Source organism: Pseudomonas sp. GM50 (genome assembly GCF_000282375.1).
Classification (GTDB): Bacteria; Pseudomonadota; Gammaproteobacteria; order Pseudomonadales; family Pseudomonadaceae; genus Aquipseudomonas.
This window is the reverse complement of the sequence record NZ_AKJK01000066.1, coordinates 37594-59062: the sequence shown is the minus strand read 5'-3', so window position 1 is coordinate 59062 and position 21469 is coordinate 37594. Positions and strand designations below refer to the sequence as shown.

At 58.7% G+C, this 21469-nt stretch carries 21 protein-coding genes; 11 read left to right on the top strand and 10 right to left on the bottom strand.

Annotated elements, in window-relative coordinates; genetic code table 11:
• Positions 1 to 18: 18 nt before the first annotated feature.
• From PMI30_RS13050 to PMI30_RS13060, 3 genes are all read right to left on the bottom strand, one after another.
• Complete coding sequence (locus PMI30_RS13050; RefSeq protein ID WP_008010521.1) at positions 19 to 873, bottom strand: shikimate dehydrogenase; 855 nt, start codon at positions 871 to 873, stop codon at positions 19 to 21.
• Between the two features lie 5 nt (positions 874 to 878).
• The gene (gene aroQ, locus PMI30_RS13055) at positions 879 to 1319 is read right to left on the bottom strand and encodes a type II 3-dehydroquinate dehydratase (RefSeq protein WP_007895306.1); all 441 of its coding nucleotides are present in this window, start codon (positions 1317 to 1319) and stop codon (positions 879 to 881) included.
• 131 nt (positions 1320 to 1450) lie between these two features.
• Positions 1451 to 2371: a LysR family transcriptional regulator gene (locus PMI30_RS13060; RefSeq protein ID WP_008010520.1), complete on the bottom strand. Its 921-nt coding sequence runs from the start codon at positions 2369 to 2371 to the stop codon at positions 1451 to 1453.
• Between the two features lie 260 nt (positions 2372 to 2631).
• Here PMI30_RS13060 and PMI30_RS13065 point away from each other — a divergent pair, with 260 nt between their 5' ends.
• Entirely contained in the window at positions 2632 to 3078 is a 447-nt protein-coding gene (locus PMI30_RS13065; protein ID WP_008010519.1) for a DUF2442 domain-containing protein, read from the top strand.
• Positions 3079 to 3132: 54 nt separating this feature from the next.
• On the opposite strand, the gene trmA is transcribed toward PMI30_RS13065, so the two are convergent.
• The gene (trmA, locus tag PMI30_RS13070) at positions 3133 to 4212 is read right to left on the bottom strand and encodes a tRNA (uridine(54)-C5)-methyltransferase TrmA (RefSeq protein WP_008010517.1); all 1080 of its coding nucleotides are present in this window, start codon (positions 4210 to 4212) and stop codon (positions 3133 to 3135) included.
• The gene (locus tag PMI30_RS13075) at positions 4209 to 5504 is read right to left on the bottom strand and encodes an NCS2 family permease (RefSeq protein WP_007895297.1); all 1296 of its coding nucleotides are present in this window, start codon (positions 5502 to 5504) and stop codon (positions 4209 to 4211) included. The genes trmA and PMI30_RS13075 overlap by 4 nt, the downstream gene beginning before the upstream one ends.
• 227 nt (positions 5505 to 5731) lie before the next feature.
• On the opposite strand from PMI30_RS13075, the gene PMI30_RS13080 reads away from it, so the two are divergent.
• Both PMI30_RS13080 and PMI30_RS13085 read left to right on the top strand, forming a co-directional pair.
• Positions 5732 to 6187, top strand: a complete 456-nt coding sequence (locus PMI30_RS13080) for a DUF4879 domain-containing protein (RefSeq protein ID WP_008010515.1) — start codon at positions 5732 to 5734, stop codon at positions 6185 to 6187.
• A 67-nt stretch (positions 6188 to 6254) separates the two neighbouring features.
• Entirely contained in the window at positions 6255 to 6806 is a 552-nt protein-coding gene (locus PMI30_RS13085) for a DJ-1 family glyoxalase III (protein WP_008010512.1), read from the top strand.
• 20 nt (positions 6807 to 6826) lie between these two features.
• Here PMI30_RS13085 and PMI30_RS13090 read toward each other — a convergent pair whose 3' ends face one another.
• Entirely contained in the window at positions 6827 to 8065 is a 1239-nt protein-coding gene (locus PMI30_RS13090; protein ID WP_008010510.1) for an MFS transporter, read from the bottom strand.
• A 504-nt stretch (positions 8066 to 8569) separates the two neighbouring features.
• On the opposite strand from PMI30_RS13090, the gene PMI30_RS13095 reads away from it, so the two are divergent.
• From PMI30_RS13095 to PMI30_RS30660, 3 genes are read left to right on the top strand one after another with little or no spacing between them, the layout of a single operon-like run.
• Positions 8570 to 10012: a cytochrome ubiquinol oxidase subunit I gene (locus PMI30_RS13095; protein ID WP_008010508.1), complete on the top strand. Its 1443-nt coding sequence runs from the start codon at positions 8570 to 8572 to the stop codon at positions 10010 to 10012.
• A gap of 3 nt (positions 10013 to 10015) precedes the next feature.
• The gene (gene cydB, locus PMI30_RS13100; RefSeq protein WP_007895284.1) at positions 10016 to 11023 is read left to right on the top strand and encodes a cytochrome d ubiquinol oxidase subunit II; all 1008 of its coding nucleotides are present in this window, start codon (positions 10016 to 10018) and stop codon (positions 11021 to 11023) included.
• A gap of 51 nt (positions 11024 to 11074) precedes the next feature.
• On the top strand, positions 11075 to 11242 hold the full coding sequence (locus PMI30_RS30660) for a DUF2474 domain-containing protein (protein ID WP_052967973.1): 168 nt from the start codon (positions 11075 to 11077) through the stop codon (positions 11240 to 11242).
• Positions 11243 to 11314: 72 nt separating this feature from the next.
• On the opposite strand, the gene PMI30_RS13105 is transcribed toward PMI30_RS30660, so the two are convergent.
• A complete protein-coding gene (locus tag PMI30_RS13105; protein WP_008010507.1) occupies positions 11315 to 12439 on the bottom strand; it encodes a methyltransferase in 1125 nt (374 codons plus the stop codon).
• A gap of 192 nt (positions 12440 to 12631) precedes the next feature.
• Positions 12632 to 13342, bottom strand: coding sequence for an autoinducer binding domain-containing protein (locus PMI30_RS13110; RefSeq protein WP_008010505.1), 711 nt, complete (start codon positions 13340 to 13342; stop codon positions 12632 to 12634).
• Positions 13343 to 13645: 303 nt separating this feature from the next.
• Here PMI30_RS13110 and PMI30_RS13115 point away from each other — a divergent pair, with 303 nt between their 5' ends.
• Positions 13646 to 14422 (top strand): ferredoxin--NADP reductase, encoded by a 777-nt coding sequence (locus PMI30_RS13115; RefSeq protein WP_008010504.1) that lies wholly within the window; start codon positions 13646 to 13648, stop codon positions 14420 to 14422.
• 44 nt (positions 14423 to 14466) lie between these two features.
• On the opposite strand, the gene mscL is transcribed toward PMI30_RS13115, so the two are convergent.
• Positions 14467 to 14880 carry a large-conductance mechanosensitive channel protein MscL gene (mscL, locus tag PMI30_RS13120; protein ID WP_008010503.1) on the bottom strand — a complete coding sequence of 138 codons (414 nt, stop codon included), beginning with the start codon at positions 14878 to 14880 and terminating at the stop codon, positions 14467 to 14469.
• A gap of 285 nt (positions 14881 to 15165) precedes the next feature.
• Here mscL and katB point away from each other — a divergent pair, with 285 nt between their 5' ends.
• The 3 genes from katB to radA are packed head-to-tail and all read left to right on the top strand — an operon-like array spanning position 15166 to position 18732.
• Positions 15166 to 16707, top strand: a complete 1542-nt coding sequence (gene katB, locus PMI30_RS13125; protein WP_008010502.1) for a catalase KatB — start codon at positions 15166 to 15168, stop codon at positions 16705 to 16707.
• A 57-nt stretch (positions 16708 to 16764) separates the two neighbouring features.
• Positions 16765 to 17319 carry an ankyrin repeat domain-containing protein gene (locus PMI30_RS13130; protein WP_008010501.1) on the top strand — a complete coding sequence of 185 codons (555 nt, stop codon included), beginning with the start codon at positions 16765 to 16767 and terminating at the stop codon, positions 17317 to 17319.
• A 45-nt stretch (positions 17320 to 17364) separates the two neighbouring features.
• A complete protein-coding gene (gene radA / locus PMI30_RS13135) occupies positions 17365 to 18732 on the top strand; it encodes a DNA repair protein RadA (protein WP_007937264.1) in 1368 nt (455 codons plus the stop codon).
• A 129-nt stretch (positions 18733 to 18861) separates the two neighbouring features.
• On the opposite strand, the gene PMI30_RS13140 is transcribed toward radA, so the two are convergent.
• A complete protein-coding gene (locus PMI30_RS13140) occupies positions 18862 to 19230 on the bottom strand; it encodes a PilZ domain-containing protein (protein WP_008010500.1) in 369 nt (122 codons plus the stop codon).
• Positions 19231 to 19387: 157 nt separating this feature from the next.
• Between PMI30_RS13140 and PMI30_RS13145 the strand changes: the two genes are divergently transcribed.
• On the top strand, positions 19388 to 21454 hold the full coding sequence (locus tag PMI30_RS13145; protein ID WP_008010499.1) for a carbon starvation CstA family protein: 2067 nt from the start codon (positions 19388 to 19390) through the stop codon (positions 21452 to 21454).
• The last annotated feature ends 15 nt before the right edge of the window (positions 21455 to 21469 follow it).

The following is a 21469-nucleotide window of genomic DNA, read 5'->3' as shown; positions in this document are numbered from 1 at the left end:
GCTTGCCCGCGAAGCTTTTCAACCATTCATGCTCTGAAAATGCGCCAGCATCCGCTGAGCATCCGGCACCACCCCGCTGAACAGTTCAAACGCCTTCACTGCCTGAAACACCGCCATGGTGCCGCCATCCAGGGTGCGGCAACCCAGCGCGCGAGCGTTGCGCAGCAGTTCGGTTTCCAGTGGGAAGTAAACGATCTCCGCAACCCACAATTGCGTCCGAAGCAGCTCCACCGGCACGGGCATGCCCGGCAGCTTTTTCATGCCCATCGGCGTGGTATTCACCAGTCCGTCGGCCTCGGCCATGGTACTCGCCAAGTCATGGCCGGCAACGGCCCGGCCGAAGCCAAAATGCTGGTTGAGGTTGTTCGCCAACGCCTGGGCACGGCTGTTATCCACATCGAAAATGCTCAGCAGCCGTACGCCTTCGCTCAATAGCGCGTGGGCCACTGCCGCGCCTGCGCCACCGGCGCCCATTTGCACCACACGCTCACGGGTAACGTCCTGCAAACCGCGACGAAAACCTTCGGCAAAACCCAGGCAGTCGGTGTTGTGGCCGATGCGTTTACCGTCCTTCAGCACCACCGTGTTCACCGCGCCAATACCGCGGGCTTCCGGCGACAGTTCGTCAAGCAACGGGATAATCGTCTGCTTGCACGGGAAGGTGATATTCAGCCCGGTGAAGTTCATCCGTTCGGCGGCCATCAGCAGGTCGGGCAGGGCGCTGCTGTCGAGTTTCAATTGATCCAGATCGATCAACCGATACAGGTAACGCAAACCCTGCGCATCGCCTTCATGCTCGTGCAGCGCGGGGGTGCGGGAAGCCTGAATGCCGGCACCGATCAGCCCGGCCAATACCACGGTGTTCTGTGTCATGACGCTTAACCTTTCAAACGTTGGCTGAAATGCGCTAGTGCCAGACGATAGCCGTGGCTGCCAAAACCGCACATGACCGCCGTGGCGATAGACGAGACAAAGGAGTGATGCCGGAAGGGTTCGCGGGCATGGACGTTGGACAGGTGTACTTCGATCACCGGCAGTTCGCTGGCGACCAAGGCATCGCGAATGGCGACCGAGGTGTGAGTCCAGGCGGCCGGATTGATGACGATCCCGGCGCAGCGGCCACGGGCGGCGTGAATCCAGTCGAGCAGTTCGCCCTCATGGTTGGTCTGGCGAAATTCCACTGCCAGGCCGAACTCTTCGGCTGCACGGCCGCACAGCGCTGAAATGTCCGCCAGGGTTTCGTGGCCATAAGTCGCCGGTTCACGGGTACCCAGCAGGTTCAGGTTCGGGCCGTTGAGCACCAGAACGATAGGGGACATCGAGTCTCTCCACATATTATTTTTGGCATTGGCCGAGGGTTTCAGCCTGTGGGGAGAAATTGTACTAACTGGTTAATAAGGTCAATTGAAGAGGGCGTCAGGCCTGGATTATTTGTGCGGTGATCGGACGGTCATGCATTGATGCGCGGTAGATGCTCAACCAGAAAATCGATAAACGCTCTTAGCCGCAACGGCACATGGCGGCTTTGCGGATAAAGCAGGGTGAAGGGGCGGGAGCGGCCACCATAGGGCTTGAGCACTTCCACCAACGAGCCATCCGCCAGCTCGTTTTCGACGATGAAGCGATACGTTTGAAACAACCCTGCACCGTGTTTTGCCAACGTCACACCGCCTAATACATCATCGGAACAGCAGTAATTGCCCTCGGCCAAAATCTCCAGCGGCACACCGTTGTCATTAAACAGCCAGGCAATCCGCCGACCGCTGCTGGGCAGTTCGTACTGAATGCATTCGTGCTGAGCCAAGTCATCCAGGGTCTGCGGGGTGCCGGCGCGCTTCAGGTAATCAGGGCCGGCAATCATCACCAGCGCGGCATCCTCCAACGGCCGGGCAATCAGCCCTGAGTCGGGAATGGCTCGCACACGGATTGCCATGTCATAGCCTTCGCCGACGAAATCGATGTTGCGATTGCTGATGTGCGCCTCGACTTTCACGGCGGGAAAGCGCGCCCGAAACGCAGGCAGCAAGGGCAGGATTCGATGATGGGCATAGGTCGTGGGAATGCTGATGCGCAAAGTGCCGGAAGGTTCTTGCTGCTGCCCCATCACCTCGCGCTGGGCCTCGACCAGTTGTGCGAGAGCCTCGCGACACTCTTCGAAATAACGCCGGCCACTGTCGGTCAGCTTGACGCTGCGGGTGGTACGCGCAAACAGCCTCACACCCAAACGTTCTTCCATGCGCGACACCGAGCGGCTGACGGCGGCCGGGGTCACGCCCGCCACCTGGGCTGCTGCGGTAAAGCTGCCGGCCTCTGCGGCCAGGCAAAACAGTTCGATGCTGCCCAACTGAAGATCGTCGAAATGTCGCTGCATGATTGATTACACCGGGAATCAAATGAAGTGTCAGAGTGTGTATTTATCAAATAAGAGCGCACAAATACAGGGTGTTTCAACCTGCCAGTGCCGAGTTCCGAACCGGCCAATTGATCGAGCGATCAGCGCGCCAGCTGTCGGATTCTTCAAGGAGTGGCGAATCTTTGAGTTTGTAACCTAACTGATGGGTTAGCATAAATGTAATCGCTACAGAAAAAGCAAACAGCCCTAAGAGCACCCGAGGGCGTGGAGATCGAATTATGAAAACGATAAACGCAAAAATGCAGGTCGATCACCCAGTGACCGAAGGCGCTCTGGACGAAGCGATCGAGAGTGGTGAGGCGCGCCGTCGCGCTGGATTGAATGCGACCACGGTGATCTTTCTTGATCCGTGTCTCGCCGTCGGTTTTGAGGATGGCAGCGGTGTGTTGTTGCCAGTGAAAAACTATCCAGAGTTCGATGGTTTCGAGACTGAGGATTTCGCCGGGCTGAAAGTCGGTTTCGCCGGAGCCGCACTTTGTCATGAAGACAAGGAATTGCAGGTGTCCATCGCCGGCTTGATCTCGGCGAGCAAACCGCTGATGGATATGGCCGCCTCGGTGATCGCATCGCGCAATGGTCGTCAGAGCAGCGCGGCCAAGGCCGAGGCTGCGCGGGCCAATGGCAAGAAGGGTGGTCGCCCGCGCAAGACCGATGTGGCGCTTTGATCACCCACAAAAAAGCCGTCCTGTGGACGGCTGATTTGTAGGTGGAGGCTGCGATCAACGACGGGTCAACAACACCCCGGATTCCATGTGATGGGTCCATGGAAACTGGTCGAACATCGCGCACTGAGTGATGCGGTGGGTGTCGTGCAACTGGGCGATGTTGGCCGCGAGGGTTTCCGGGTTGCAGGAAATGTAGAGGATGTTGTCGAAGCGCCGGGTCAGCTCGCAAGTGTCCGGGTCCATGCCGGCGCGGGGCGGGTCGACGAACACGCTACCGAATTCGTAGCTCTTGAGGTCGATGCCGTGCAGGCGACGGAACGGGCGAACTTCGTTCAGGGCTTCGGTCAGTTCTTCGGCAGACAAACGCACCAGCGTGACATTACCCACCGCGTTTTCACTCAGGTTGCTGAGCGCTGCATTGACCGACGTCTTGCTGATTTCGGTGGCCAGCACTTTGCGCACACGGGTCGCGAGCGGCAGGGTGAAGTTACCGTTGCCGCAATACAGCTCCAGCAAATCGTCGGAGCGATCGCCGAGGGCGTCATACGCCCAGTTGAGCATCTTCTGGTTCACGGTGCCGTTGGGTTGGGTGAACGCGCCTTCCGGCTGGCGATAGCTGAAGGTGCGACCGCCAACTTCGAGTTTTTCGACCACGTAATCGTGACCGATCACTTCGCGTTTGCCCTTCGAACGACCGATGATGCTGACGTTCAGGTCGGCGGCCAGTTTCGACGCGGCCGCGTGCCAGTGCTCCTCCAGCGGGCGGTGATAGCACAGGGTGATCATCGCATCGCCGGCCAGGGTGGTGAGGAACTCCACCTGAAACAGCTTGTGGCTCAGGGCCGCACTCGCTTGCCACGCCGCCTTGAGTTGCGGCATCAACTGGTTGATGCGCAGGCTTGCGATCGGGAATTCTTCGATCAGGATCGGCGTGCGTTTGTCTTCCTGGGAAAACATTGCGTAGTGGCGCTCGCCGGCTTCACGCCACAGCCGGAATTCGGCACGCAGGCGAAAGTTTTTCAGCGGCGAATCGAACACCGCAGGTTCGGGTGCGTCGAACGGGGCCAGCAGGTCACGCAGGCGCGTGACCTTTTCTTCGAGCTGAACGGCGTAGGCCTGGGAATCAAAAGTCATGCGTTGAACCAACCCAACTTGATCACGAACAGAATCGACAGAATCACCAGCGCCGAATTCAACTCACGGCCGCGACCGGACAGCAACTTGATGGCTGTCCAGGAGATGAAACCGAAGGCGATGCCGTTGGCGATGGAATATGTGAATGGCATGGCCAGGGCGGTGACCACGACCGGTGCGGCGACGGTGATGTCGTCCCAGTCTATTTCCGCCAGGCCGGATGTCATCAGTACGGCGACGAACAGCAACGCCGGCGCGGTGGCGAAGGCTGGAACGCTGGCCGCCAATGGCGAGAAAAACAGCGCCAGCAGGAACAGAATCGCGACCACGATGGCGGTCAGGCCGGTGCGGCCACCGGCACTCACGCCGGCTGCGGATTCGATGTAGCTGGTGGTGGTCGACGTACCCAGCAAGGAACCGGCCATGGCCGCGGTGCTGTCGGCGATCAGGGCGCGGCCCATTTTCGGCATGTGGCCGTCCTTGCCCATCAGGCCGGCGCGCTTGGCGACGCCGATCAGGGTGCCGGAGTTGTCGAACAGGTCGACGAACAGGAAGGCGAAGATCACGCTGACCAGACCGATGTCCAGTGCGCCTTTGATGTCCAGTTGCAGGAAGGTCGGTGCCAGCGACGGCGGCATCGACATCACGCCACCGAACGGGGTGAAGCCCAACAGAATGGATACGATGGTCACCGACAGAATGCCGATCAGCACCGCTCCACGGACTTTCAGGGCCTCCAGGGCGACGATCAGGGCAAAGCCGAGGGTCGCGAGAATCGGCGCCGGTTGCTTCAAGTCGCCGAGGCCGACCATGGTCGCCGGATTGCTGACGACGATGCCGGCGTTGTGCAGGGCGATCAGCGCCAGGAACAGGCCGATACCGGCGGCAATCGCCGAGCGTAGCGCCAGCGGGATGCTGTTGATGATCCATTCACGGATGCGGAAGATCGACAGCAGGAAAAACATCACCGCCGAGATGAACACCGCGCCCAACGCCACTTGCCAGGTGTGGCCCATGTGCAGGACCACGGTGTAGGTAAAGAAGGCGTTCAGGCCCATGCCCGGCGCGAGGGCGATCGGGTAGTTGGCGATCAGGCCCATGGTCGCCGAGCCGATGGCAGCTGCCAGACAGGTGGCGACAAACACCGCACCCTTGTCCATGCCGGTCTCGCCGAGGATGCTCGGGTTGACGAACAGAATGTAGGCCATGGCCAAAAAGGTCGTGACGCCCGCCAGAATCTCGGTCCGCACGTTGGTGTTGTGTGCCTTGAGTTGAAACAGCCTTTCCAGCATGTCTGCTCCCCGTGGCGCGCCCGGCGCCGTGAATGTATCGACCTCAACAGCAAAGCACAGGCCGCAGCAGGCGCCTGGGAATTTTCTGTGGGGTCGGAAAAAGCCGCGCATCATACCAGCAGCGTGGGGCTATGGCTGCTTATGGCTGCGATCGTCGTCGATGTTTTGCATAAAAGGGAACTGCGCCATACTGCGCGCTGTTTTTTTGGGGGAGGGAGGGGGTAGATATGTATTGCATTAAAAAGCGTGCGATTGCGTTATCGGGATTGCTGCTCAGCTGTTTCATCGGAGCGCAAACAGCCTTCGCGGCCATGGCCCAACCGTTGAGCCAGGTGAAGGTGCTCAAGGTCGAATCACCAGGCTGTGGCTTTGAAAATATCGCGGACGGCCAGGCGCAAACCCGTTGCGACCACAAAGGGCCAAACATCAAGGTGTATGTGCTGGAGGTCGGCTACGGCCGTGCAGCCCATGTCGCACTGGACGGTTTCGAGGTGAACGGCACCCGAACCCCTGTCTGTGCTTTTGATACCGGCAACCTGACCGAGTGCTCCGCCGGGAAAAAAACCGTCGGCTATCTGTACATCTTCGACCTGGCGGGCAAGCAGGACGGCACCTTCACGTTCAGCAATACCTCGATCAACGCCCCCGGCAACACGCTGTCGACGCAGCTTTACATCAAGTAACGGCTGGCCTCGAACAAGTGTCAGGAAAGCTGACTACGCTTTAAAGATCATCCTGTGGACCGCGCCCATGACCTTTAGAGCCCTGATTACCCTCGCCGAGGGCATCGACGATCTGCAAACCGTGACCTTGATCGATGTGCTGCGCCGCGCCAAGGTTGAAGTGGTGGTGGCCAGCATCGAGGCACGGCGCATGCTCACCTGCGCTCGCGGCACCCGCTTGACCGCCGATGCGATGTTGGTGGATTTACTGGCCCAACCCTTCGACCTGATCGTTCTGCCTGGCGGTGCCGTAGGGGCGCAGCATTTGGCGGCCCACCAACCCTTGCAACAATTGATCAAGGACCAGGCCGCCGCCGGGCGCCTGTTCGCCGGTATTGCCGAATCTCCGGCACTGGCGCTGCAAACCTTTGGCGTTTTGCGTCAGCGGCGCATGACTTGCCTGCCCACGGTCAGCAATCAACTGTCGGGTTGCAACTTCATCGATCAACCGGTGGTGGTCGATGGCAACTGCATCACCGCTCAGGGTTCGGGCGCCGCGTTGGAGTTTGCCCTGGCGCTGGTGGAGCAACTCTGCGGCAAAGCCACGCGGTCGACGGTGGCGGGGGAGTTGGTGGTTTAAGAGTGCCCTGGACAACTACGTCAGACCCTGACCTCTTCCACCGGCACATGCATGCGGTCGCGGTTGGCCAGGGTCGGGAACAGTTTAATCCAGGTCCCGGTCACCATCAGCGTGCCGATGCCGCCCATGACCACTGCCGGCACGGTGCCGAACCAGTGGGCCGTCAGGCCTGATTCGAACTCGCCGAGCTGATTCGAAGCGCCGATGAACAAGCCATTCACCGCGCTCACCCGGCCGCGCATTTCGTCGGGAGTTTCCAGTTGCACGAATGAGGCGCGGATCACCATGCTGATCATGTCCGCTGCGCCCAATACCACCAGCACGGCGAGAGAGAACCAGAACGAAGTCGACAGGCCGAAAGCGATGGTCGCCACGCCGAATACACCCACGGCCGTGAACATCACCCGCCCGACGTTTCGCTCTACGGCAAATCGCGCCAGAAACAGCGACATCAGCAGCGCACCGACTGCCGGGGCCGAACGCAGCAGGCCCAGACCCCACGGGCCGGTCAGCAGAATGTCTTTGGCGAACACCGGCAGCAACGCGGTCGCGCCGCCCAGCAGGACGGCAAACAGATCCAGGGAAATTGCCCCGAGAATGTCCGGGCGACTGCGAATGAAGCGGATGCCCGCCAGCAGCGAATCCAGGGTGGCCTTGCCCTTGTTCAGCGGTGTCTGTCGGGCCGGAAGGTTGAGCATCAGCGCACAAGCGATGAGGTAAAGAATCACCGTCGGGCCATACACCCAGACGCTGCCAAAGGCGTAGAGCAAACCGCCCAACGCCGGGGCGACGATAGTTGCCGATTGTTGTGCAGATTGCGCGGCGGCAACGGCACGGGGGAACAACGCGCTGGGCACGATGCTCGGCAGCAAGGCCTGAGTCGTCGGCATTTCGAAGGACCGGGCGGCGCCGAGCAGGAACGCGAGGATGAAGATCATCTCCCGGGTGACATGGTCGGTCGCGCTGCCGATGGCCAGCGACAGGGCGATCAGCGCTTGCAGGAACTGACAAATCGCCGCGACCTTGCGCCGGTCATAGCGGTCCGCGACATGCCCGGTGTGCAGCATGAACAACACTCGAGGGGCAAATTCCACCAGCCCCACCAGGCCCAGATCGAGCACATTGCCCGTCAGTTGATACAGATTCCAGCCGATTGCCACCGTGAGCATCTGAAAACCGCTGGCGGTAAACACCCGAGCCAGCCAGAACGCGATAAACGGGCGGTGATGACGTAACAGCAGGGGCGCTTGGTTGGGCATCTGAAGGCAGGTCTGGGAGAGGGGAAGGGCGAGATTATCACCAAGCTGTAACCAGAAGTTGCAGGGCTGAGAAATTTAGTTAGCTAGACACCGATCTACACAGCATACGAAATCCCTGTGGCGAGGGGGCTTGCCCCCGTTGGGCCGCGAAGCGACCCCAGACCTTTACGACTGCTGCGCAGCCGAACGGGGACAAGCCCCCTCGCCACAGTTAGTTCACCCATCTAAAAATGTATTGCAATGCATGACCAAACCCATGAGGCAACCTGTCACGCGGCAAAAGACCACACCGTCCATCGGCAAAAATGCGACTACTCTTTCAACGTTGCTTGATCCAGATCAAGACCCTTCGTGGAAATGATCCGGCGGCCAGATGGCCAGACTCCCTACGTTGTGATGATGGTAAAAAAAGAACGAATTCGAATTCGCCGCATTCCATATCCGTGGGGGCAGTGGGTGTAGGCCACAAGCCTTCAGCCGGTATTACCTGACAGAGGAAGACTTATGTTCGGTTTGGAGGCACTTGATCTCGCCCGGATTCAGTTCGCATTCACCATTTCGTTTCACATCCTGTTCCCGGCCATCACCATTGGCCTGGCGAGTTACCTGGCGGTGCTCGAAGGCTTGTGGCTGAAAACGCACAACGACACTTACCGCGATCTGTACCATTTCTGGTCGAAGATATTTGCCGTCAACTTCGGCATGGGCGTGGTTTCCGGCTTGGTCATGGCCTATCAGTTCGGCACCAACTGGAGCCGTTTTTCGGACTTCGCCGGTTCGGTGACCGGGCCGTTGCTGACCTATGAAGTGCTCACCGCCTTCTTCCTCGAAGCCGGTTTCCTCGGCGTCATGCTGTTCGGCTGGAACAAGGTGGGGCGCAAGCTGCACTTCTTCGCTACCGTCATGGTGGCCATCGGCACCCTTATTTCTACCTTCTGGATTTTGGCCTCCAACAGCTGGATGCAGACCCCGCAAGGCTACGAGATCGTCAACGGCCAGGTCATTCCGGTGGACTGGCTGGCGATTATCTTCAACCCGTCGTTCCCCTACCGCCTGATGCACATGGCCACGGCGGCATTCGTTGCGACCGCCTTCTTCGTCGGTTCGTCGGCGGCCTGGCACTTGCTACGCGGCAAGGACAACCCGGCGATTCGCACCATGCTCTCGATGGCGATGTGGATGGCGCTGATCGTTGCCCCGATTCAGGCCGTTATCGGTGACTTCCACGGCCTCAATACCCTCAAGCATCAGCCGGCGAAAATCGCTGCGATCGAAGGCCACTGGGAAAACCACGGCGACGAACCGACGCCGCTGATTCTGTTCGGCTGGCCGGACATGAAAGCTGAGAAGACCAGGTTCGCGGTAGAAATTCCGTACCTCGGCAGCCTGATCCTGACTCACTCCCTGGACAAACAGGTCCCTGCGCTCAAGGAGTTCCCGCCTGAAGACCGGCCGAATTCGACCATCGTGTTCTGGTCGTTCCGGATCATGGTCGGTCTGGGCATGCTGATGATCTTCACCGGTTTGTGGAGCCTGTGGCTGCGCAAACGCGACAAGCTGTATACCTCGCGGCCGTTCTTGTACCTGGCGCTGTGGATGGGGCCGTCTGGCCTGATCGCGATCCTGGCCGGCTGGTTCACTACTGAAATCGGCCGTCAGCCGTGGGTGGTTTATGGGTTGATGCGCACGGCGGATGCGTCCTCCGGGCACAGCTTCGTGCAGATGAGCATCACGTTGATCATGTTCGTTGTGGTGTATTTCGCGCTGTTCGGTGCCGGTCTTGGTTACATGATGCGTCTGGTGCGCAAAGGGCCGAAGATCGACGAAGGCAAGGAAACCAACGAAGGTGGTCCTGGCCAGAAACGCACACCGGCCCGTCCGCTGTCTGCAGCCGATGACGATGGCACCGAAGCTGATAACAGCCCCAGCCTGACCAAGGAGATTTGAATCATGGGTATTGATCTTCCGCTGATCTGGGCCGTGATCATCATCTTCGGCATCATGATGTACGTGGTCATGGACGGCTTCGACCTGGGAATCGGCATTCTCTTCCCGTTCATCAAGGGCAAGAGCGATCGTGACGTCATGATGAACACCGTCGCCCCGGTCTGGGACGGCAACGAAACCTGGCTGGTGCTGGGAGGCGCGGCATTGTTCGGCGCTTTCCCGCTGGCCTATTCGGTGGTGCTCTCGGCGTTGTACCTGCCGCTGATTTTTATGCTGATCGGGTTGATTTTCCGCGGTGTGGCCTTCGAGTTCCGCTTCAAGGCCAAGGATGACAAACGCCACCTGTGGGACAAGGCCTTCATCGGTGGCTCGATCGCCGCCACCTTCTTCCAGGGCGTGGCATTGGGTGCGTTCATCGATGGGCTGCCGGTGGTCAACCGTCAGTTCGCCGGCGGTTCACTCGACTGGCTGACACCGTTCACGATGTTCTGCGGCGCGGCGCTGGTGGTGGCTTATGCGCTGCTTGGTTGCACGTGGTTGATCATGAAGACCGAAGGCAAGCTGCAGGAGCAGATGCATGATCTGGCGCGGCCATTGGCCTTCGTGTTGCTCGCGGTGATTGGCATCGTCAGCATCTGGACGCCGTTGGCCCATGCCGAGATCGCCGCACGCTGGTTCACCCTGCCGAACCTGTTCTGGTTCTTGCCGGTGCCGATTCTGGTGCTGGTGACCCTGTACGGTCTGATTCGCGCGGTGGCCCGCAATGCGCATTACACGCCATTCCTGCTGACCCTGGTGCTGATCTTCCTCGGTTACAGCGGTCTGGGTATCAGCCTGTGGCCGAACATCGTGCCGCCGTCGATCTCGATCTGGGACGCCGCCGCACCGCCGCAAAGCCAGGGCTTCATGCTGGTGGGCACGCTGTTCATCATTCCGTTCATCCTGGGTTACACCTTCTGGAGCTACTACGTATTCCGCGGCAAGGTCACCCACGAAGATGGTTACCACTAGCGACTACGGCGCAGAATTGATACCTGCGCCGTTGTAGAGGAGAAAGCGATGATGGCTGGAAAACCTGATTTGCAGGAAATCGAAGCTGCCGAGAAAAAGCCGCTCTGGCAGCGACTCGGCTGGCTGGCGATGATCTGGACCGGCAGCGTCGTGGCACTGTTCATTGTGGCCTCGCTGATGCGCATGTTCATGAATGCCGCCGGTTTGAGCACCCACTGAAATTCCCATCCCGTTGCCTTGCGGCACGGATTTATAACCCTCCTGCGATGGAGGGTTTTTTTTAACCCGTATTTATTTACGTGCTTTGAGAATGACGAACTTGGGGGTGGCCGCGACTTGTTCGACGCCGCGGAACAACCGCGCCAGCTTGCTGTGATAACCCAGGTGACGATTGCCGACGATGTACAGCGCACCGCCCACCACCAGCGATTCACGCGCCTGCTGGAACATCCGCCAGGCCAGGAAATCGCCGACCACTTGCTGTTGGTGAAACGGCGGATTGCACAGCACTACATCCAGGGATTGAGGTTCCTGCTCTGCCAGACCATCGCCGGCCCGCACGATCACGTCACGATCGCCCAGCGCCGCGTGCCAGTTCTCAGCGGCCGATTGCACCGCCATGAACGATTCGTCCACCAGCGTGTAGTGGGCCTCAGGGTTTTGCAGAGCACTGGCAATCGCCAGCACGCCATTGCCACACCCCAGATCGGCAACCCGTGCTGCGCCGAGGTTCTTCGGCAAGTGCGGCAAAAAGGCCCGCGTGCCGATATCCAGCCCTTCACGGCAGAACACATTGGCGTGATTGAGCAGGTCGATCGCAGGAGCGTCGAGTCGATAGCGGGTCGGGTAGGGGGAGACAGCAGGGGCTTTGGCTTCTGCTGTGGCGATCAGCAGCCGAGCCTTCTTCACGGCAAGCGAGGCTTGCACCGGGCCGATGTAACGATCCAGCAGATCGCCCGCAGCGCGTGGCAAATGCTTCACCATCGCGGCCGCAATCACTTGAGCGCCGGGAGCCAATTGCCCTTGTAGCCTGATCAGTTGCTCTTCCAGCAGGGCCAGGGTTTTCGGTACCCGGATCAATACCCGGTCGAACGGCCCGATGAACGCTTGGCTGGCAGGCACCTTCGGCACCGCATCAAACGCCTGGCCGTTGCGTATCAGGTTCTTTTCCAGTCCCTGAAACGCCAGAAACGAATCGCCGCTGCTGGTCACCCGAACCTTGCCCACCAGGCTGGCGGCCAGAGCACCGAAGCTGTCGTTGAGCACCAGCACGCGGGTATCGGCTGCCGGTTGTTGCTCGGCCAGATGAGTCAGCAGGTATTCGTCTGCGGCATCAAACGCTTGCAACGGTTCGTTCTGCTGTTCGGGCTGGCGGATCAGATCGAGTTGAGCGAAGGGGGTTTCGAGCAGAGGCATGAGGCAGGGGGGCTCTGGGTAGTCAACGGAGGATAATCATCGAATGGCCCGTCGCTCAGGGGCGTCGTAGCGGGCTGAACCATCCGAGCAGACTGCGTCGTGGAATGTCACACGGCATCACTCAGGATGGATCGCAGATGGTACGTTTTTTTCGTCTGGATTACTCGCAGGGATTGCCTGATTCGAACAGATTCAGATAACGCACATTCTCGCTGCTTTGATCACCGCAGCAATCTTGTTGTTGACCCCAAGTTTGCGGATGGCACCGCGTATATGAAACTGCACCGTGCTTTCACTGAGGCTGAGGATTCTCGCGATCTCGCCTGCCGTCTTGCCGATGGCTGAATATTTCAACACCTCGACTTCTCGGGTTGATAAATGCACCGGGTTCGGCTTTGGGTGGGAGGAGGGCAGATCTTTCGCGACAAGCCCGTGCAGGTGGCGGCTAATGAACATCGCGTAGCCCAGATTTTTGTACAGGTCATGCGTAGTAATCGGGCAGTGGCTTCTAGCCAGGCTCAGCATGCTGCAAAGCCCATTCTGATCATGTACGGCTTGGGACCAGCCATAGCGCAAACCTTGCTGCTTTTGTGCTTGCCACAATGTCGGTGTCTTGGAGAAGACCTCCTCCTGCCAAAGAATCGGTAATTCGGAATGATTGCAATGGGCTAGTATCGGATCGACTTCACTGAAATGTTCTTGTTCATATTTCGTGTTCCATTCGGTGGGGTAATTATTCAGATTGATTTGATGGCGATGTATTTCACTCCTTTGGGATGTTATTGAAAATGCACAGAAATTAAAGCCCAGGTTTTTAACGAGATTGAGAGAAATCTCGTACGCGGTCTCCATTTTCTGTGCGTAGGATAGCTGCGTTAATTGTGATTCCTTCCACACTTTCATTTGATAACTCCATGCGGACTTTCCTGAGTAGTGCAGATTGGATCCAAGATCCGGCACGCCACGAGTGTAGGAGTATTCCTACATATATGCTGGATTATTTTGCTCTTGAAAAAGCTGGCAGCTGCATAACCGGTTCTTAGGTTCTGTTACAACGGATAAACAGACTTAATGCTAGCTGTCGTTTTTATCGTTTTTATTATTTTGTACTGTTTAGTTACAGGCCTGAAAAGACATTACAAATCACCAGTGTTTACGCTGCCTGCTTTGCGGGACACTAGCCTCATCTGTTGAATGGAGCGACCCATGACTGCCAGTGCAGAAAAATTCACTCGCCAGACGCTGCTTGACGTCCAGACGTTGACGCCAAACCTGTTCACCCTGCGGACCACCAGGGATCCTGGCTTTCGTTTTCGCGGGGGGCAATTCGCCCGACTGGGCGTGACCAAGGCGGATGGCAGTACGGTGTGGCGGGCTTACTCCATGGTCTCGTCACCCTACGACGAGTTCCTCGAATTCTTCTCCATTGTCGTGCCGGGAGGGGAGTTCACCAGTGAATTGAGCCGGCTGGTAGTCGGCGATACGCTGCTGGTCGACCGGCAGGCCTTTGGCTATCTGACGCTGGATCGCTTCGTCGATGGCCATGACCTCTGGCTATTATCCACAGGCACCGGGCTGGCGCCGTTTCTGTCGATCCTGCAGGACTTCGAGGTTTGGGAAAAATTCGAGCGAATCATCCTAGTCTACAGCGTGCGCGAAGCGCGGGAGTTGGCGTACCTGGAGTTGATTGCAGGGCTGGCCCAGCGCGATTATCTGGCTGAGTACGCGCACAAGCTGCAGTTCATCGCTACCGTCACCCGCGAGCAGCATCCGGGTGCCTTGAATGGGCGGATCACGACACTCATGGAAAGTGGCGAGCTGGAGCGAGCGGCCGGTGTGGCGCTGACAGCCGAGCATTCACGGGTGATGCTCTGCGGTAATCCACAGATGATCGATGACACGCGCAAGTTGCTCAAACAACGGGACATGCACCTGAGTCTCAGTCGACGACCCGGCCAGGTGGCAGTGGAAAACTACTGGTAAACAAACGGCGCCCGGAAGGCGCCGTTTCTTGGGGCAATCAGTTATCAGGGCCGGTTGTTCTGGGCCTTGAGCAGATCGCGAATCTCTTCCAGCAGCTCTTCTTCCTTGGTCGGAACCGGCGGCAGGGTTGGCGCCACGGCCTCTTCGCGTTTCAGACGGTTGATGGCCTTGACGCCCATGAAGATCGCGAAGGCGACGATGATGAAATCGATCAAGCTCTGGATGAACTTACCGTAGGCCAGCATCACCGCCGGGACATCACCGTTGGCAGCCTTGAGCGTAATGGCCAGGTCACTGAAGTCGACCCCACCGATCAGCAAGCCGATGGGTGGCATCACCACGTCGCCGACAAACGATGAAACGATTTTGCCGAAGGCGGCGCCGATGATGATACCCACGGCCATGTCGACCACATTACCTTTGACCGCGAAGGCCTTGAACTCACTTATCACGCCCATAGGTTATTTCCTTGTTACAGATGAGGTTGGTGAACGCAGTGTAATTCAGCAAAACGGCTCCTGCTCGAAACACCGCCTCACAATGCGAGCTCTTATCGACACATCTTCCGGCAATTAGTTTACAAAGTGCCACCATTCGCGCGCGATTACGCGCTCTAGACCGGGCTTTCCAGAACCTTTTCGCTATCGGCTCGGTGCGGGATTTCTATTTATGTTTTGGCCTTTGGGTCACTAGCCTCTGTGGGGCGCACCTGGATGCGCCTTATAAAATCAGAGGAAACTTCCATGATGACTCCCCTCGGCCTCGGGGCTTTGCCCCTGCGTCGTACGTTTGGCGTGCTGACCGCCAGCCTGCTGTCCTTCTCCGTTAGCGCGGCGACGTTGACCCGTGATAACGGCGCCGCCGTCGGCGACAACCAGAACTCGCAAACCGCTGGCGCGACCGGGCCGGTGCTGTTGCAAGACATACAACTGATCCAGAAACTCCAGCGTTTTGACCGTGAACGTATTCCCGAACGCGTGGTGCATGCCCGTGGCACTGGCGCCCATGGCACGTTCACCGTGACCGACGACCTCAGTGACCTGACCAAGGCCAAGGTTTTCGCCGGCGGCCAGAACACACCGGTATTTGTGCGTTTCTCCGCTGTGGTCCATGGCAACCATTCGCCGGAAACCTTGCGTGACCCGAGGGGGTTCGCCACCAAGTTCTACACTGCAGACGGCAACTGGGACCTGGTCGGCAACAATTTTCCGACCTTCTTCATCCGTGACGCGATCAAGTTTCCAGACATGGTCCACGCCTTCAAGCCGGATCCTCGCACCAACCTTGACGACGATTCCCGTCGTTTCGACTTTTTCTCCCATGTTCCGGAAGCCACTCGCACCTTGACCGAGTTGTATTCCAACTCCGGCACGCCTGCCAGTTATCGGGAAATGGACGGAAATGGTGTGCACGCCTATAAGTTGGTTAACGCCAAAGGTGATGTTCACTATGTAAAATTTCACTGGAAAAGTTTGCAGGGAATAAAAAATCTCGACCCTAAAGAAGTCACTAATGTTCAAGGTCAAGACTACAGTCATATGACTAACGACTTGGTCGCTCATATTAATAAGGGTGACTTTCCGAAGTGGGACTTGTACGTCCAGGTTCTAAATCCGCAAGACTTGTCCAAGTTTGATTTCGATCCATTGGATGCGACCAAGATCTGGCCCGGTGTTCCTGAACGAAAAGTTGGACAAATGGTGTTGAACCGTAATCCAGCGAATGTTTTCCAGGAAACCGAACAAGTGGCCATGGCCCCGGCCAATTTAGTTCCGGGTATCGAACCTTCGGAAGATCGCTTACTGCAAGGGCGAGTGTTCTCATATGCCGATACCCAACTGTATCGTCTGGGGGCAAACGCTCTGCAGTTGCCGATCAACGCACCCAAAATCGCCGTGAACAACGGTAACCAGGATGGCGCAATGAACCTCGGCGCCAGCAGCACGGGCGTGAATTACCAGCCAAGTCGCTTGCTGCCCCGTGAAGAGCCGCAAACCGCGCGTTACAGCCAGTCGGCCCTGTCGGGCAGCACGCAGCAGGCGAAGATTCAGCGTGAGCAGAACTTCAAGCAGGCCGGCGATCTGTATCGCTCGTTCAACCAAAAGGAACGTCAGGACCTGATCGACAGCTTCGGCGGCTCCCTGGCCACCACCGATGACGAGAGCAAGCACATCATCCTGTCCTTTCTTTACAAGGCCGACCCGGAGTACGGGACCGGGGTGACCAAAGTAGCCAAGGGTGATCTGGCTCGGGTCAAGGCGCAGGCGGCCAAACTGGTCGACTGATCCATCTGCCTGAAGCGGGACCTCATGTGAGGTCCCGTCTGATCAAGGAGTTGTGCCATGCGTTTTTATCTGCCGGTGTTTCTGGCCTGCTGGTCGCTCGGTGTGTTCGCCGGGCCTGAAGCGCCAGTCTCGAAGGACCCCCAGGCACTGAAAGCCCAATTGCAGGATTACTACTTCGATGCCGCCCGACGCGGTGATGTGCCCATGCTCGAAACCTTCATCGAGGCCGGCTATTCCCTCGATACCCGCGACAGCAAGGGTTACACCGCGCTGATTCTGGCCGCCTATCACGGCCAGAGTGCCGCAGTGGAGCGTTTGCTCGCTGCCGGGGCGGATGCCTGCGCCCAGGATCAACGTGGCAATACGGCGCTGATGGGCGCGATTTTCAAAGGCGAAGTGCAGATCGCCAGGACCTTGCTGGCCGCCCATTGCAGCCCCGACCAACGCAACGGCGCGGGACAGACTGCCGCGATGTACGCCGGCTTGTTCAAGCGTGTCGAGTTGCTGGACGCCCTCAAGGCTCAAGGAGCGGACATGAACGCCGAAGATCCGCTGGGCAATAGTGCCGCGCGTCTGGCCAGCGGTGAAATCCGTACGGCGGCGCCGCGCTGATCCGCGCGAGCTGAGCTATCATCGCGGTTTTTGCCGGGAGTTCAGATGGCCAAGGCCAAGCGCATGTACGGCTGCACCGAGTGTGGCTCAACCTTCCCGAAGTGGGCCGGCCAGTGCGGCGAATGCGGGGCCTGGAACACGCTGACCGAAACCATGGTGGAGAGCGGCGGCGCCGCAGCCCCCAGCGGGCGCACCGGTTGGACCGGCCAGCAGGCGCAGATCAAAACCCTGGCCGAAGTCAGTGTCGAAGAGATTCCGCGTTTCTCCACGGCGTCCAGCGAGCTGGATCGCGTTCTGGGCGGCGGCCTGGTGGATGGCTCGGTAGTGCTGATCGGTGGTGATCCCGGCATCGGCAAGTCGACCATTTTGTTGCAAACCTTGTGCAACCTCGCCAAGAGCATGCCAGCGCTGTATGTCACCGGTGAAGAGTCCCAGCAACAAGTGGCCATGCGCGCCCGGCGCTTGGGCTTGCCTCAGGATCAGCTGCGGGTGATGACCGAAACCTGCATCGAAACCATCATCGCCACCGCGCGGCAGGAAAAGCCCAAGGTAATGGTGATCGACTCGATTCAGACGATTTTCACCGAGCAACTGCAATCGGCACCGGGGGGCGTTTCGCAGGTGCGCGAAAGTGCGGCATTGCTGGTGCGTTACGCCAAACAAAGCGGCACGGCGATTTTCCTTGTGGGCCATGTCACCAAAGAAGGCGCGCTGGCCGGCCCTCGAGTACTGGAACATATGGTCGACACCGTTCTGTATTTCGAAGGCGAATCCGATGGGCGTCTGCGTTTGTTGCGGGCGGTGAAAAACCGTTTCGGCGCGGTGAATGAATTGGGTGTGTTCGGCATGACCGACAAGGGCCTGAAAGAAGTCTCCAACCCCTCGGCGATTTTTCTGACCCGCGCCCAGGAAGAGGTCCCGGGCAGCGTGGTCATGGCAACGTGGGAAGGCACCCGGCCGATGCTGGTGGAAGTCCAGGCGTTGGTGGACGACAGCCATCTGGCCAACCCCCGCCGGGTGACGCTCGGTCTGGATCAGAATCGCTTGGCGATGTTGTTGGCGGTTTTGCACCGCCATGGCGGCATCCCGACCCATGATCAGGACGTGTTCCTCAACGTAGTCGGTGGGGTGAAGGTGCTGGAAACAGCATCTGACCTGGCCCTGATGGCAGCGGTCATGTCCAGTTTGCGCAACCGACCGCTGCCCCATGATCTGCTGGTGTTCGGCGAAGTCGGCTTGTCGGGTGAAGTGCGCCCGGTGCCGAGCGGCCAGGAGCGCTTGAAAGAGGCGGCCAAGCACGGCTTCAAACGCGCCATCGTGCCCAAGGGCAACGCGCCGAAAGAGGCGCCGCCGGGATTGCAGATTATTGCCGTGACGCGCCTGGAGCAGGCCCTCGACGCGTTGTTCGAATAACTTTCAGATCGATACAAAACCTGTGGGAGCGAGCCTGCTCGCGATAGCGGTGTGTCAGTCGACTTAAATGTTGAATGTCAGACCGCATTCGCGAGCAGGCTCGTTCCCACATGGGAATGGGATTGGCCTTCAGATTTCGATCAGGGCGCCCAATTCGCGCTCCAGTTCCTCGGGGTCGCCCAGGTTGAACTCAATCAACCGCCGCAGGCGCTCGATGGATTCCAGGCTGATGTGTTTGCAGACGAAGCCAAGCTGACCATGGTCATCGTGGGTCAGCAGCACATCCATCTTGATGGCGACATCTTCGTTGAGATGAATATCGACCAGGAAATGCCAGTCCCGATTCCCCAGCCAAGGCTCGGGTTTCTCGATCAATAACCCCTTGAGCGACAGGTCGATCAACTTCACCGGCCAGATGAATTCCCCTTGGCTCAGCTCGGTTCGGGCATCGAACGCAAAACGTTTGAAGCGGCGGCGATCAGCAGGGTGGTCACTCATGGCGCAATCCTCTGAATGTCCGCTGACTATAGACCCGCATTGTTAAAGCCTGCCAGCAAAGACAGACCCTGGATCATTGCGGGGTATGGCCTTTGCCGTCAGTAGCGCTAAACTCCGGATGGCTGTCTTTCTTGTCCACTCTGGCTGGAATCATAAAATGAAAAATAATAATAGCCTGCTACGCCACCTACCCTGGCTGCTGCTGGCAATCCTGGGAGCGTGCGCCCTGGGCGTAGTGGCATTGCGCCGAGGCGAGGCGATCAACGCCTTGTGGATTGTGGTCGCCGCGGTGGCCATTTATCTGGTCGCGTACCGCTACTACAGCCTGTTCATCGCTAACAATGTGATGCAACTCGATCCGCGTCGGGCTACACCTGCCGTGCTCAACAATGACGGTCTGGACTATGTGCCGACCAACAAACACATCCTATTCGGTCACCACTTTGCAGCCATCGCTGGCGCAGGGCCGCTGGTCGGTCCGGTATTGGCGGCGCAGATGGGCTACCTGCCCGGTACGCTGTGGCTGATTGCCGGCGTGGTGCTGGCCGGTGCAGTTCAGGACTTCATGGTCCTGTTCATGTCCACCCGCCGCAACGGTCGCTCTTTGGGCGACATGGTCCGTGAAGAAATGGGCCGCATCCCCGGGACCATCGCGCTGTTTGGCTGCTTCCTGATCATGATCATCATCCTCGCGGTGCTGGCGCTGATTGTGGTCAAGGCCTTGGCCGAAAGCCCGTGGGGTATTTTCACGGTGATGGCGACCATCCCGATCGCGATGTTCATGGGCATTTACATGCGCTACATCCGCCCGGGTCGCATCGGTGAAATCTCGGTGATCGGCGTGGCGTTGCTGCTGGGTTCGATCTGGCTGGGCGGACAGATTGCCGCTGACCCGGTCTGGGCCAAAGCCTTTACCTTCACCGGACTGCAGATCACCTGGATGCTGATCGGCTACGGTTTCGTCGCGGCGGTACTGCCGGTGTGGCTGATTCTGGCACCGCGTGACTACCTGTCCACCTTCCTGAAGATCGGCACTATCGTCGCGCTGGCGATCGGCATTCTGATCACCATGCCCGACCTGAAAATGCCGGCATTGACCCAGTTCATCGACGGCACCGGGCCAGTGTGGAAGGGTGGGTTGTTCCCGTTCCTGTTCATCACCATTGCCTGTGGCGCGGTGTCCGGTTTCCACGCACTGATTGCTTCCGGCACCACGCCGAAGTTGCTCGCCAGTGAAGGCCATGCCCGTTACATCGGTTATGGCGGCATGTTGATGGAATCCTTCGTGGCGATCATGGCCATGGTTGCCGCTTCGGTGATCGAGCCAGGCGTGTACTTCGCCATGAACAGCCCCGCAGCCCTTGTAGGCTCTGATGCTGTTTCGGTGGCTCAGACCGTCAGCAGCTGGGGTTTTGCAATAACCCCGGAAGCGCTGCAAGCGGTGGCCAAGGACATTGGTGAAACCACCATCCTGGCCCGCGCCGGCGGTGCGCCGACCCTGGCGGTCGGTATCGCGCAGATCCTGCACCACGTGCTGCCGGGTGAAAACACCATGGCGTTCTGGTACCACTTCGCAATCCTGTTCGAAGCGCTGTTCATCCTGACGGCGGTCGACGCCGGTACCCGTGCGGGACGCTTCATGCTGCAGGACTTGCTCGGCTCCTTCGTGCCAGCGCTCAAGCGCACCGAATCCTGGACCGCCAACCTGATTGCCACCGCCGGTTGCGTGGCAATGTGGGGTTATCTGCTGTACCAAGGCGTGATCGACCCATTGGGCGGGATCAACACCTTGTGGCCATTGTTCGGTATCTCCAACCAGATGCTGGCCGGAATCGCGTTGATGCTGGCAACCGTTGTGCTGATCAAAATGAAACGTCAACGCTATGTGTGGGTGACCATGCTGCCCGCCGTTTGGCTGCTGATCTGCACCACCACAGCAGGCTTCATCAAACTGTTCGACGCCAACCCGGCGATCGGCTTCCTCGCACTGGCGAAGAAATACAGCGATGCCCTGGCCAACGGTCAAGTACTCGCGCCGGCCAAGAGCATCGAGCAGATGCAGCACGTGATCTACAACGCCTACACCAATGCAACGCTGACCGTGCTGTTTTTGCTCGTGGTGTTCAGCATCCTGTTCTTTGCACTCAAGGTCGGTATCGCCGCCTGGGGCAGCAAAGAACGTACGGATAAAGAAGCACCATTCCAGGCGCTGCCGGATGCTTGATGGAGGAGGGTGCCC